Source organism: Bacteroidota bacterium (genome assembly GCA_016718825.1).
In the GTDB taxonomy this organism is placed as follows: Bacteria; Bacteroidota; Bacteroidia; order J057; family JADKCL01; genus JADKCL01.
In genome coordinates this window covers 125599-138354 of sequence record JADKCL010000021.1, presented here as the reverse complement: position 1 = coordinate 138354, position 12756 = coordinate 125599, and the positions used below count along the sequence as shown (strand labels likewise).

The 12756-nt window shown below is 50.8% G+C and carries 12 protein-coding genes; 9 read left to right on the top strand and 3 right to left on the bottom strand.

All coding sequences use genetic code 11. The features are described from left to right. Positions 1-92: 92 nt before the first annotated feature. A complete protein-coding gene (locus IPN95_20275) occupies positions 93-1697 on the bottom strand; it encodes a sulfatase-like hydrolase/transferase (GenBank protein ID MBK9451705.1) in 1605 nt (534 codons plus the stop codon). 67 nt (positions 1698-1764) lie between these two features. Then, on the bottom strand, positions 1765-2433 hold the full coding sequence (locus IPN95_20270) for a Uma2 family endonuclease (GenBank protein MBK9451704.1): 669 nt from the start codon (positions 2431-2433) through the stop codon (positions 1765-1767). Positions 2434-2557: 124 nt separating this feature from the next. Here IPN95_20270 and IPN95_20265 point away from each other — a divergent pair, with 124 nt between their 5' ends. From IPN95_20265 to IPN95_20235, 7 genes are all read left to right on the top strand, one after another. Next, the gene (locus IPN95_20265; protein MBK9451703.1) at positions 2558-4192 is read left to right on the top strand and encodes a T9SS type A sorting domain-containing protein; all 1635 of its coding nucleotides are present in this window, start codon (positions 2558-2560) and stop codon (positions 4190-4192) included. Positions 4193-4304: 112 nt separating this feature from the next. Then, entirely contained in the window at positions 4305-4976 is a 672-nt protein-coding gene (locus IPN95_20260) for a DUF4159 domain-containing protein (GenBank protein MBK9451702.1), read from the top strand. Positions 4977-4984: 8 nt separating this feature from the next. Continuing rightward, positions 4985-6766, top strand: coding sequence for an OmpA family protein (locus tag IPN95_20255; protein ID MBK9451701.1), 1782 nt, complete (start codon positions 4985-4987; stop codon positions 6764-6766). Then, positions 6756-8084 carry an insulinase family protein gene (locus IPN95_20250; GenBank protein MBK9451700.1) on the top strand — a complete coding sequence of 443 codons (1329 nt, stop codon included), beginning with the start codon at positions 6756-6758 and terminating at the stop codon, positions 8082-8084. The genes IPN95_20255 and IPN95_20250 overlap by 11 nt, the downstream gene beginning before the upstream one ends. A 73-nt stretch (positions 8085-8157) precedes the next feature. Continuing rightward, positions 8158-8700 (top strand): hypothetical protein, encoded by a 543-nt coding sequence (locus IPN95_20245; GenBank protein MBK9451699.1) that lies wholly within the window; start codon positions 8158-8160, stop codon positions 8698-8700. Positions 8701-8785: 85 nt separating this feature from the next. Further along, entirely contained in the window at positions 8786-9370 is a 585-nt protein-coding gene (locus tag IPN95_20240) for a tetratricopeptide repeat protein (protein MBK9451698.1), read from the top strand. 92 nt (positions 9371-9462) lie between these two features. Continuing rightward, positions 9463-10161 (top strand): DUF4397 domain-containing protein, encoded by a 699-nt coding sequence (locus IPN95_20235; GenBank protein ID MBK9451697.1) that lies wholly within the window; start codon positions 9463-9465, stop codon positions 10159-10161. A gap of 132 nt (positions 10162-10293) precedes the next feature. Here the strand turns inward: IPN95_20235 and IPN95_20230 are convergent, their stop codons facing one another. After that, positions 10294-11106, bottom strand: a complete 813-nt coding sequence (locus IPN95_20230) for a M48 family metallopeptidase (GenBank protein MBK9451696.1) — start codon at positions 11104-11106, stop codon at positions 10294-10296. A 171-nt stretch (positions 11107-11277) separates the two neighbouring features. Here IPN95_20230 and IPN95_20225 point away from each other — a divergent pair, with 171 nt between their 5' ends. Next, positions 11278-11958 carry a response regulator transcription factor gene (locus IPN95_20225; GenBank protein MBK9451695.1) on the top strand — a complete coding sequence of 227 codons (681 nt, stop codon included), beginning with the start codon at positions 11278-11280 and terminating at the stop codon, positions 11956-11958. Positions 11959-12086: 128 nt separating this feature from the next. Beyond that, the gene (locus tag IPN95_20220) at positions 12087-12608 is read left to right on the top strand and encodes a hypothetical protein (GenBank protein MBK9451694.1); all 522 of its coding nucleotides are present in this window, start codon (positions 12087-12089) and stop codon (positions 12606-12608) included. Positions 12609-12756: the final 148 nt, after the last annotated feature.

The following is a 12756-nucleotide window of genomic DNA, read 5'->3' as shown; positions in this document are numbered from 1 at the left end:
CAAAGTTAATTGAATGTTGTTTGTATATGCAAATGATATTTGGCCAGAAAGCGTATTTTTTTTGGATTCGGCTATCCTCCCTTTGTATTCCCCTACAGCGGAAAGAAGAAATCACCATCCTTGGTTTCAAAACGATATTCCATCACCCGCTGCCACAACGGCGAAACGGTGCCTGCTTCCCATTGATTGTAAGCGGATTCCAACATCTTCACAATGTCGGGCGACTGCGTATAGAGGTTGTTTTGCTCCACCTTGTCCAAGTCCAAATTGTACAGTACACGGTTGCCGCTCAATTCGTCGACAATCAACTTCCATGGACCTTGACGCACGGCCCACGTGTAGTTGCTGCGCCAAAACAGTGCCTCGTGTGGCTCCTTGTCCCGATTGCCCGTCAAATACGGGAGGAGGTTGACGCCGTCATAGGGGCGGTCCTTCGGAAGGTCAATGCCGGAAATCTCTGCGGTGGTTTGGAAAATGTCCATGGAGATCACAGGTTCTTTAAATTCGATCCCTGCCGGAAGTTGACTTTTCCATTGCAGCATCATCGGCACGTTGAGTCCCCCTTCGAAGTTCGTGAATTTGCCTCCCTTGAGCGGATAGTTGTCGGTTGCACGCGTGTACGTCGCCCCGCCGTTGTCGCTCAAGAACCAAATCATCGTGTTTTCTTCCAGTCCTTTTTCCCGTAAGGCAGCCACGATTTGACCGACGGCATCGTCCAATGCGGCAATCATCCCATAGTAGATGCGTTTGTTGCGGTCGGGCTCGTTGGGGAAGCGGTCGTAGTATTCCTTGGTGATTTGAAAAGGCGTATGCGGCGCGGAGAATGGCACATAGAGGAAAAAGGACGAATCCTGATGCTGATCGATGAACTTGACAGCCTCGTCGGCAAGCCGCTGTGTGAGGTAAACCGAATCTTCGACGACCACATTGTTGCAGCGCAGTGCGCAGTTGCCCTTCCGCGCACCGTTCCAGATATGGGAGTCGGAGAAATCGTCGTGGTGCTGATTGAGGATGTTGCTGTCTTCGAGGTCGGGATGATACAAGGTATAGGCCTCATAAAACCCATATTGGTGGTCAAATCCGCGTTTGTTGGGCAGGCAATGCTCCTCGACGCCCAAATGCCATTTGCCGACAATCCCCGTGGCGTAGCCATGCTTTTGCAGCAATTCGGCGAGGGTGAATTCAGCCATGGGCAGCCCTTGTTGCAGGATGGCTTCGAATGTCGGAAAGGACTTGTCCTTGGTGAGGTTCCAAGAACGGCTATCGAAAAAATGCTGGTAGAAGAAGTATTCGACTTCGTTGCGAGGGTAGCGGTCATGGGGTTGGTATTCGTAGCCGAAGCGTTGCTGATAGCGGCCGGTGAGCATGCCCGCCCGCGACGGGCTGCAAATCGGAGAGGTGATATACCCTTCGGTGAAGGTCACGCCGTTTCTCCCGATCGCGTCGATGTGTGGCGTTTGCTGATGCGTACCGCCATAGCGGGAGATGTCCATTTTTCCGAGGTCGTCGGCGAGGATGACCACGATATTCGGGCGGCCTGCTTTGGGCGGTGAGGGCTTGGCAGCAAGAAACTCCGAATGGAAATCAGCCTTTTTTGCGTCAGGATGGATGTCCCATTTTTCGCTCATCAGCGTGCAAGATGACTGCGCAAGGAGCGCGGCAGTCAGGGAAATCAGCACAAGGAATTTTCTTTTCACCGAATTCATCCCCTGCAAATTGGGAAATTTGTGGTGTTTCCACGAATTCCCTGCAAAATGCCGGATTTCAGGACGGCTCCGTAGGCACTTCAAAATCCACCAACCGATAAATATCGGCCATGGCCACCTCGATTCCCAACGACCGGATTTTTACCATTGCATCCAGTCCTCTGACGGTTTCGGAGTCCCAAACGCCCCGATCGTTGATGAAACAAACGTCCACCAGCGGCTTGTGTTGCTCCACCAGGATGTATTCCTGCAAGCTCGGAATCTGCATGTAGCGCAAGAGCTTGCTCGTTCGGTCTCGGTCCATGGTGCTGGGCGAAAGCACCTCGACGATGACTTGGGGGTTTTTGACGGCGTTCCGATTGACTTTGTCGAGTTCCAACTTTCCACAAGCGACAAAAAGGTCTGGAAAAAAGTAGGAGTGGGCCAATTCGACGCCCAAAAGCACATCAGGCGAATAAACCCCGCAGTTCTTGTCCTTGAGTTGGCTTCCGATGGCGGTTCCACAGTTCATCGTAATCAACCCATGCCGAGGACTGCCCCCCGCCATGTCATAAATCACCCCATTTTGGTACTCAGCTTTGCCTTCGATCGATTCCAGGTAGGCAAAATAATCCGCCTCGGAGACCATTGCTATTTCTTTGAAGTTGCCATGGATCAAATTTACAGAAATTCCGAAGGGTAGGCAAGCTGCGAATGGATGCGAATCGTTGCAAATTTCAACTGCCATTTTGCTTTACAGTCGAATTTTCCTGAACTTTTGGCCTCATTTGGGGACCCGCCTTAAACCATTTGGTTTTGGAAAGGTCTAGTTGGTGGTAATTGGAAATTTGTTTGGGAATTCGCTTATGAAAATGAAATCGACCAGAGCCTTGGCCGTGTTGGCCATTCTACTTTTTTCAGGGATTGTAAAAGGACAGACATTCACCCGGGTGTTTGAGATTTTGCAGGATCATTGTGCCTCTTGCCATGGTGGGTCCAGTCCGATCGCCTATGATTTGGGGACGACCCCGGCGGAAACCTATGCCGCCCTCGTGGGCGTGACCCCGCTCAATCCTTCCGCAGCGGCCAAGGGTCATAAACTCGTCGACCCGGGTCATCCCTACAATAGCTTCCTCCTCAAAAAGTCCGGTGCCAACCTTGACGGCTATTTCAATCTTGACATGCCTACCGAAGGGAACCCGATGCCCCAGGGCGGCGGCCCATCTTTGACTTCCTACGAGGCGGAATTGATCCGTCAATGGATTCAGGCAGGAGCAAAGCAGACCGGCAACACGGTGGATACTACTTTGATCAAGGAATATTACCAAAACGGTGGACAGGCTTTCGCGACACCGCCGCCTGCGCCAGCGCCGGGAACCGGCTTCCAAATTCGGTTTGGACCGATTTTCCTGCCTCATAACGGAATTTCCGGAAGCGAAATCGAATACCTGAAAAAGGAACAACTCCATTTGCCAGCTGACTTGGAAGTCACCTCCATCGAGGCGGATATGAATTCGCAGTCGCACCACTTTCTTTTGTTCAAGTTTGACGATTCCATTTCCGCCGCCGCCTACAACCAAGGCACGCGGGTGGTGAATTTGCTCAATGTCGCGACCGATGGCAACAAACAGTTGCAGGGCCTCTGGCAATATGACAATACGCTCAATTTGCCTGCTACGACAGCATTCTATTTCGATCACGACGATGTGTTTGACCTGAACTATCACCTCAAAAACTATAGTGCAACCGAGACATTGCCTGCCGACGTGTATCTGAATGTCCTCACGCAACCGCGTGGTTCAGGTGCCCGTGAAATGCGCGCGCAGCTTGTCAACAATTCCAACCTTTTCCTGCTTCCGGGGAATAATTCGGTGACGATGAACGACACTTGGGGCGGAGATGACCGCGAAATCTGGACGATCACATCGCATACCCATAAATACGGAACCGACTTTGATATCTTCATTCGGGACAGCACCAATGGCTCGCGTGGGGAGCAGATTTACGAAGGCTTCTACAACGTGGATTACACCTTCAATCAAGGGTACTATGATTGGCAACACCCTGCCATCCGAATCTTCGATTCGCTGTACACCGTTTACCAAAGCGAAGGCTTGATCTTCGATACCAAATTCAACAACACATCCGGCAACTTTGTCACCTTTGGTTTGACGACCAACGACGAGATGCAGTTGTCGAGTTACTTGTATGTGAACAAGCATGAAGTCGTTGCGGTTGGCAGTGCCCCTGCAACCATTGCGGATCCATATCGCTACAGTGTCTATCCTAACCCCGTGCACGATCACACGACGCTCGACTTTGCCGGCGTGCGCCGCACAGGCAGCTGGACCATCGTCGACTTGAATGGCAAATCGGTCATGGCGGGCGATTTCAAGTCGCGTTCGGAAATCAAGATTGAGCAACCTGGCCTTTCCAAAGGCATCTATTTGCTCAACGTCACATTGGACAATGGCAAATCGCTCAGCCACAAATTGCTGGTGGAATAAGCGAAGCTAGTCCGGCGAGCGGCTGGCATAAGGTTTGCTCTAGTGAATGCGCCCATGGTGTTCCCATGGGCGCATTACGTACACGACATTGTTTTTCATTATCTTTGAACCGATGAAACGATTGTTGATTGCAGTTTTGATGGTCATCGCTGGCACGATGGCATGGGCACAAAAGACGGCTACCAACAGCTTCAAAATGAAAATTGCGAAGCTGCAGTACGACGGTGGAGGTGATTGGTATGCCAATCCAAGCTCGATACCCAACCTGATCGAGTTCATTGCACAGAATTCTACGATTCAACTGGACAAGGAGGAATACGTCGTCAAGCCCAGCGGGACGCAGATTTTCTCCTATCCTTATGTGTACATGACAGGGCACGGTAGATTTCTGCTGAGCAATGAAGACGCCGCCAACCTGCGCAAATACCTCACATCGGGAGGCTTCCTGCATGTCGATGACAATTACGGGATGGACAAATTCGTGCGCACCGAACTGAAAAAGGTGTTTCCCGAGCTCGACTTGATCGAGCTGCCATTCGATCATCCGATTTACCATCAGCAATACGATTTCCCAAAGGGGCTTCCCAAGGTTCACGAGCATGACAACAAACCACCACAAGGTCTGGCCTTGATCTGGGAGGGACGCGTAGTTTGTTTTTATACTGTCGAATGCGATCTCGGCGATGGTTGGGAGGATCCGCAAGTGCACAATGACCCCAATGACGTGCGGCAGCAGGCGCTGCGGATGGGTGCCAACATTTTCATCTACGCGCTCAACAACTAGTCGCTTTCATGCACCTCCGTTTTGGCTTGCAGCGTTGGACCGACAGGATTGCATTGACTATCTTGGGCCTCCTCTGGATGCAGTTGGGATTTTCACAGCAGGGCGAATGGCAGGAACGCAGGCTTTCCAACGGTCTTGTCGCCCGCTACTGCGAAGACACGACACGCCAACTTTTGCATCTTGGAATGACCTTGCGCGGGGGCGCGAGCATTGATCAGCCGCAATCCATGGGCCTTGCTCATCTATACGAGCACCTTTTTTTCCAATACTTGCCGGATTCCAGCCCGGCAATTGGAGGTTTGGACCATGGAATTTTCCTTGCCCACAACACGCAATTGGAAGGGCATTTCTTCGGAATCAGCATAGCACCCGAGGCTTGTGGCGCCGCATTGGAAATGATCGGGAGCGGAATGAAACGTACATTTTGGCCGGATTCGATGCTTGCAGCCGCAAAGTCGGCAATCGCTTCGGAGCTCCAGAACATTGAAAACACCCCTGAAAACAATCTCCGGGCCGAGCTTCAGGAAATGCTTTGGAAGGAAGGGGCAGTGCAAAAGCATATTTTCGGGAGCTACCCCGACATTTTGAGATTGGGTACAACAGCCATCGCCTCAGCGACGGAACGATTGCGCAATCCCCAGGCGTGTTTGTTGACGGGCACCGGGAAAATGAGCGCGAATACGTTCTTTGATCATGCGGAGCGTGCCTTCGGTGATTGGCAAACAGCCGCACCATCGGCAGCAATATCCCCAATGGAATTGCCGAGTTTGGACAAGAGCCTCTATTTCACTTCTGTCAATGAATTCGCGGTGCAACCCATCGTGATGATGGCTTGGCCGGTGCAAATCGGGGAAAACCCTGCCGAAACCAGCCGCGATGCGCGTGCATTTTGCCAATCAGCCTCCTTGCGACAGGGTTTACTCTACAAATCTGTTGTCGGGCGTGGCCTTGCCCACAATTTGGAATGGTCTTGGGCTGGAGGCGTTTTGCCAGGGCAATTGTTACTTTACATTGTCCCTGTGCAGGACAGCATTCAGGAATGTTTGCGCGCGGTTCATGTTGCGCTCAATGAAATGAGTGACGGAAATGGCATTCGAAAAGAAGATATCGTCGCTGCCAATCGTATGACGCGATTACAGAATGCACTCCTCCACGACCAAAGTATCAGCCGCTTGATGGTCGCGGGACAGCAGTGGTTGCTCTATCCCGATTCGATGAATGCACTTCCATCGGTGAATGCCGAGCGGATGCAAGCCTTCTGCAAAGCCCATGTTGTGCGCAAGAACCATGTTGCAGGTTTGCTGCTCAGCTCACAATCCATGGCGATGTTGGATGCCGCAGCATTTGAAGAACCGAAATTGGTACCCAACGTTGTTGCGATTGTTCCAAAGGATAGCCTGCCGGCGATCGCGATACCCAAAAGCAATGACCCCGCCACCTTGCGTAGTTTTCGTGTGATATTCGGGCAAGAGGAATTTGGCGTGAATGCCGATGCAACTCCTTTGCTCGAAGATTTGGCGGCGATGTTATCGGCAAATCCAGACAAGCGTGTTTTCTTGAACAGCTTTTCCGAGGGGTTGGGCGATGGCGTCAAAAATTATCAACTGTCCGTGAATCGGGCAAAGGCTGCCCGGCAATGGTTGCATTCGCAGCGCGGCGTGTCGCTGGAGCAGATTGTGATTCGTGCTTACGGTGAGGCATTTCCAGAGTTCCCAGACGAAAATGATCTCCGAAACCGTCGTATGACGTTTGATTTTGCACCTCAAGACGCACAGGACAATGTTTTCTAAACGCATTCGAAATCCATTGTTGATGCTGGGGCTCGTGTTGGTGCTCGCGGGTTGTCCGCGAGGCGTGAAGTTGCCTGAGCAATCCGGGATTGGTGGATTGTTGGCATTTGACTACGCAGGAATTGAGGTTCTGCATCAATATTCGGCACGGGATTTTGTTCATGTGCGGTTGCAGTTTGGATGGCAGTCGAGCCTGGAAGCAAGCCATGCTGCGCAAATGTTGGCTGTTGAGGGCGCATTTACCTGCGGTGCAGGCAAGTTTAGTGCCCTTGAGTTTGCCGCAAGACGAGAGGCGATTGGCGTCGAAATGGTGTTTTTGCAGCAATCCGATGGGCCGGTGGTGGTGATGAATTGTCTTCCGGAGCAACTGGGTGCCGCTTGGGAACTGCTGAACCTTTGCCTGTTGGATCCGCGGTTTGACCGCGACGCCTTTCAAGCGGTTCGCAATGCGCGTGTATCCGCAAGCAAGACATTGGAGGCTGATGGCCTTTACCAAGCCACAATGGCAGCAAAAAGGGCAGCTTGGCCTGGTTTGGAATGGGATGCCTATTCGTTAGGGACTGCCGCCGAATTGGAACAGGTCGCCCGAAGTACTGCGCAGATCACATTTACGGAGCAAATGCGTGTCAGATGCAATTTGCGGCTCGTCACGGTGGGCCCGATCGACGCTGAGCGTATCTCCGATTTGCTGGCAGAAGCTTCAGAGGCTTTGCCGGAGGGGCTTTGTCCCGAACCGCCTGCGGTTCAGACCTTGCCGGTGTTGCGCGCTGCGCGACTCGTGCAAGCTTCCAAAGACGCCGAGTCCTTGGCGGGAGTGTTTCCTGGACCATCGGCATCGAGTGCTGAGGCGATCACCATGCAGTTGGTGATGAAATTGGTGGCAAGAAGGCTGCGAGCGCAACTTTTGAAGAAGGATCGCGTTGCCCTTTCGGTCGATGCGGCCTACAATGCACATTTCCCGAGCCACAACATCATCGAAATAACAGGTGTAAATGCTTTTCAATGTGCTGAATTTGCACTCTCAGAACTACGCAGACTCAAGGCCGGCGGATTTAATGCAAAGGAAATTTCTGAAGGAAAGCAGGCGCTGCTCGCTGAATTGGCGCTGGGTTACGAAACGGCGAATGGCCTTGCAGCACGATTGGACAATGCAGCTGCGCTCAAGGCATTGGCGTTGACTGGAAATGAAAAATTGATCGTGGAGGCCGCGAGCTTGAAGGTGTTAAACGCAACATTGGAAAAATATTTGACAGGGATCACGTGGGGAATCGTGGGCGATACGACCCGTGTAGACCGCAAATCACTGCAAAGACTTTGAAATATTGCTGCGGATAGCTAGCTTCCGCTGGATTTGTAAATGGATCGTTTGGAACAGGACTACAGGTTTTAGAGTGAAGCGGAAATATCATGTCTGGTTTTGGTTGCTGCTGCTCTTGTGGAGCGGTTGCCGCTATGGTCTCCCGGAAAAGGAAATCCAGGACATGATGGGATTGCAGCAAGGTTGGGAGCAAATTGTTTCTGCCAGCGAATCCAAATTTCAATCTATCAACGAGAAGCATGGGGCCTTCATGGCTGCTTTGCAAGACACCTCCAACTGGCAACGCCGCGCATTGATCCAGCAGGATACGATGCTCAAATTGCAGATCGGGCGGCTCTCCAATAATTTTGATGGTGCCAAACGAAGGCATATCTACAATTTGAAGGAAATGCGCACATTTCTCGATGCAAGCAAGGTTTGGTTGCAGCGCATTGGCTCTGAAGGAACTGCAAGGCAGCTTGCCAGACGGTCCTGGCAAGCGCGAACCACGACTTTTGAAACGCTTTTTGCACGAATCCAGCTATCTGAGGCCACATTCGAAACAATTTCGCCCCAATACTCCTATATCACCAAGTTATTGCCAAGCATTGCACCGATGAATCCGGTGAATCCTTGACGTTTGGATCACCTTGATTGCAGGGGATGCGGAATTGAATCAGAAGTTGTATTTTTGTGCCGCTGTTGGAACAATGATTCGCTGTATGCATCGTCAGATTCTTCTGTTTTCCATCCTGCTTACAGGTTGTTGGTTTTCTGCTTGTCAGAAGATCAGCTCACGTCAGGACCTGGAAAAAATCCAAGGATTGGAAAAAAAGGCCGACGTGAACCGTGAGGCGGCAAGCATGGGGGCTGCCAACTTAGACAAGGCTTTGCTGACGGATCTTGGCAAAGCCTATTTGGACTGGGCAGACCGCTATCCTGCAGCCCCGGAAACCCCGGAGTTCCTCTTCCGAGCTGGCGAATTGTACTCCAATGAGTTGCAGGATTTTCCAAAGGCGATTGAGGTTTTTCAGCGTGATTATCAAAACTATCCTGACCACAAGACGGCTGCCAATGCACTGTTTTTCATCGGCTACCTCTACAACAATTCGCTGCACGACCTCGCCAAGGCCGAGCAGTTTTATAAAGAATTCCTGACGAAATATCCTGCTCACAACATGGCCAAACATGCGCAGTTTGAGCTGGAGTCCTTGGGAATGACACCTGATCAGGTATTTGAAAAAATCATGGCGGGTGATAGCATTCCTGTGAATTCGGATTCTGTTTCCAGCCTTCCGATTCAGTAGCGCTCTCGAGCCAAGCTGAGATTACAAAGGTTGGTATTCAATAATTTTTCGTAAATTAACAGCAATTTTTAGGATTCAATACACGAGACTGGATGAGACGATTGTTTGCTTTTACCCTGATTGCCACCGCCCTGCTTGCTGTCGGCTGCAAAGAAGACGAACCAACCAATCCGGAAAGGTTCCGTTCCTATCTACACGTCGTGGATGCAGTGGTTGCTGATACGTTCAACCTCACTTTTGACTATTACAACGCCAACGATGTGGTAATCAAGGACTTCGTATTCCAGCGCAACTTCCCGATTGTGGGTTACGCAGATATGGAAGCGGGTGGAGCACCTGACGAGTTTGGAAACGGCAAATTGTACTTGACTGCAAGTCGCCAGCAATTCATCGACATTGCTCCTGATACAATCATGGAGCCTCGGGAAATGGAACTCGTCAAAGACGAAAAAAGCACGATGGTACTCGCTGATAGCGCAAGCAACATTCGCTTTCTCAAAATTAAGGATGAATTCAGCTTCCCAAATGATACCACGGCTGCAATTCGTTTTATCAACGTATCCAATCTGCATGCGAATGCCTCCTTGGCCTCAGCAGATGGTGCCATTTCAGTCCCCAATATTGCCTTTTGGAACAATTCCGATTTCATCAACTACCCACACGGGCAATACGACATCGAGCTTCGGGATGCCAATGGCATTGTGATGTCTACGGTTTCCTTGTGGCTCTCTGGCAACACTGCCTACTCCTTCTATGTAGTTGGAAATACCTTGAGCTACTTCTTGAACTAAGTTGTGGCATTGCACTAAAACAGGAAAGACAGCGTCGCGACGCTGTCTTTCCTGTTTTAGTGCGCCCGTCCGCACTGCCTACGATTTGACGCTGCGAATCCGCGAAACCGCAGAGAAGGCTTTCACCCGATGCTATTTTGCCATTGGATACTTCTTGGCGTAACTTTTTGCGATCGGGATCACCTTTTTCAGCCGCTCGATACGGGTGCTATGGGATGGGTGCGTGCTCAGCAGTGCTGGAACGTTTGGCCCTTTGGAGGCATCGTCCATTCTTTTCCAGAACGCAATGGCCTCATCGGGATTGTATCCAGCCATGGCCATGAAGATCAGGCCCATTTCATCGGCTTCGGATTCATGAAGTCTGCTGAATGGAAGCATCGCGCCGAGATTGGCCCCGACACCGTAGGCCTGCATAAAAAGATCCTGCGTCGCTGGACTTTGTGTGTTGACCGCAACGGAGAGGGCAGCGCCTCCGGCTTGCACCGCCAAACCTTGACTCATGCGCTCATTGCCGTGGTTGGCGATGGCATGCGCAATTTCATGGCCCATCACCACGGCAAGTCCATCTTCATTCAGCGTAACAGGCAGCAAGCCCGTGTAAACCACGACTTTCCCTCCGGGCATGCACCAAGCGTTGACAGTCTTGTCCTCCACGACGTTGAATTCCCATTTGTATCCCGCGAGGTACTTTGTCTGCTTTTTGACGCGGAAATAGTTGGTCACGGCCTTTTGGATGCGTTCACCCACACGCTTGACCATCGTAACCTTTTGCTGATCCGTGGAAAGGGTATGTGTCGAGAGAAATTTCTTGTATTCGGTCAATGCCATGGAGTTGAGCGTCGACCCTGGCAGGAGTTTCATCTGCCGACGGCCGGTGATGGGCACCTTGGAACAAGAAACGACCACGAGGGTCAGTAGAAGCAGGAATGATATTTTTTGTCTCATTGTCTTGATTTTGAGTCTCAACGTAAATGGAATCCAAGTTCGTTGCGGAATTTTTCCTGTTTCAAATTTCGGGAAAAAACTTGCCAAGGTGCCTGATAATTAACAAATTCTTAACGGGATCACCACAAAATCGATATACGGTAGGGCCACCTTTGCATCAAATCTTTGAGAATGGGTGGAAAGAAAATTCTGATAGCGGACGATGAGCCAGACATTCTGGAAATGTTGGAGTACGCCTTGTTGCGGGATGGGTTTGAGGTGTACAAGGCGCAGGATGGGGAAGAGACCCTTCGGAAGGCAGCAAAACACCTTCCAGACATCATTTTGCTCGATGTGATGATGCCCAAAATGGATGGGATCGAAGTCTGTCGGGCCTTGCGCCAAGACAACAAGTTTGAAAATACGATCATTTTGATTTTGACAGCACGGTCAGAGGAGTACTCAGAAGTTGCAGGCTTTGAGGCTGGCGCAGATGATTACGTGACCAAGCCTGTGAAAATCAGATCATTGCTGCATCGGTTGGGAGCCTTGCAGCGCCGTGGAACCAAACCTCCGCAGGAGTCCTTGCAAGCGGGACCTTTCGTGATTGATCGCGAAAAATACCTGATCATCAAGCATGGCGAAGAAATCAAATTGCCCCGGAAGGAGTTTGAACTGCTGCATTTGCTTGTGAGCATGAGAAACAAAGTGGTGACAAGGGAAAAGATCTTCGAAGAAATCTGGGGACAGGATGTCATCGTTGTCGATCGCACCATTGACGTTCACATTCGCAGGATCCGTATAAAAATCGGCGAGCAATACATTCAAACGGTCAAAGGCGTCGGCTACAAGTTTGTCGTTGAGGACCAATAGGAAGCGTTGCTTTTGAAAATTGGGGATTCAGTCGCCATTTTTTGGCGGAAAATGCGCGGCACTGAATGTCATTTCCGCAATCCCTTTGGCCTACCCACTTGAACGCAAACTTGCACTACATTTGGGCCATGGCAGAATCTTTGTCTTTTGCGCCAAGGCGCGCCCGATTGATCTCCTATGCTTTGACGATGGGTCTGTTGCTCGCCATGAGCACAGCGATCATGTTCAATCTAGAGCGCATCATGCACCCCTATTTGCGACTGACCGTGATGATCGTCGGATTTTTGGGCTGCATCGCCTTTGGCTATGGTCTCTTGTACAATCTTATGCGTGTTTCTCAGCCGCAGCCATTCCTTGAGGCCAATGAAGACGGATTGTGGTTTCATGTATCGTTTTTTAACCATGGCAAGGTGCTTTGGTCAGATTTGGACGGCTTTGCCGTTGTAAAATATGGCCTTACTACGCGAATATTGGTCAAGGTGAAGGACGTTGCGGCCTATCAGAACAAATACCCGGGTATCAGAAAGTTTTTGTTTCGACGCACGGCCAAACGTTATGGCACGCCCATTTCCCTTCCTTTGGAATTGCTCGAAGGCGACGCCTCCGATATTTTGAAGCAACTCAGCGACTTTGGGAAACGCATGCGCTGAAATTCCGTTCGCTGTTCCTTTTTCTTGAATTACCGTTCTGTGGCAACGGAGTCCTTCTCACGCCCTTTCAAGATCCACGATTTGCTTGCAATGCAAATCCAATTGCCCTTGGCACAGACCATCAAACGTCTTGTTTTGAAGTAGGCGG

Bases quoted from the DNA above. Each gene is read 5' to 3' on its own strand.
- IPN95_20265 (MBK9451703.1), top strand. From the start codon at position 2,558: ATGAAATCGACCAGAGCCTTGGCCGTGTTGGCCATTCTACTTTTTTCA.
- IPN95_20230 (MBK9451696.1), bottom strand. From the start codon at position 11,106: ATGAGACAAAAAATATCATTCCTGCTTCTACTGACCCTCGTGGTCGTT.
- IPN95_20270 (MBK9451704.1), bottom strand. From the start codon at position 2,433: ATGGCAGTTGAAATTTGCAACGATTCGCATCCATTCGCAGCTTGCCTA.
- IPN95_20235 (MBK9451697.1), top strand. From the start codon at position 9,463: ATGAGACGATTGTTTGCTTTTACCCTGATTGCCACCGCCCTGCTTGCT.
- IPN95_20240 (MBK9451698.1), top strand. From the start codon at position 8,786: ATGCATCGTCAGATTCTTCTGTTTTCCATCCTGCTTACAGGTTGTTGG.
- IPN95_20250 (MBK9451700.1), top strand. From the start codon at position 6,756: ATGTTTTCTAAACGCATTCGAAATCCATTGTTGATGCTGGGGCTCGTG.
- IPN95_20260 (MBK9451702.1), top strand. From the start codon at position 4,305: ATGAAACGATTGTTGATTGCAGTTTTGATGGTCATCGCTGGCACGATG.
- IPN95_20225 (MBK9451695.1), top strand. From the start codon at position 11,278: ATGGGTGGAAAGAAAATTCTGATAGCGGACGATGAGCCAGACATTCTG.
- IPN95_20220 (MBK9451694.1), top strand. From the start codon at position 12,087: ATGGCAGAATCTTTGTCTTTTGCGCCAAGGCGCGCCCGATTGATCTCC.
- IPN95_20255 (MBK9451701.1), top strand. From the start codon at position 4,985: ATGCACCTCCGTTTTGGCTTGCAGCGTTGGACCGACAGGATTGCATTG.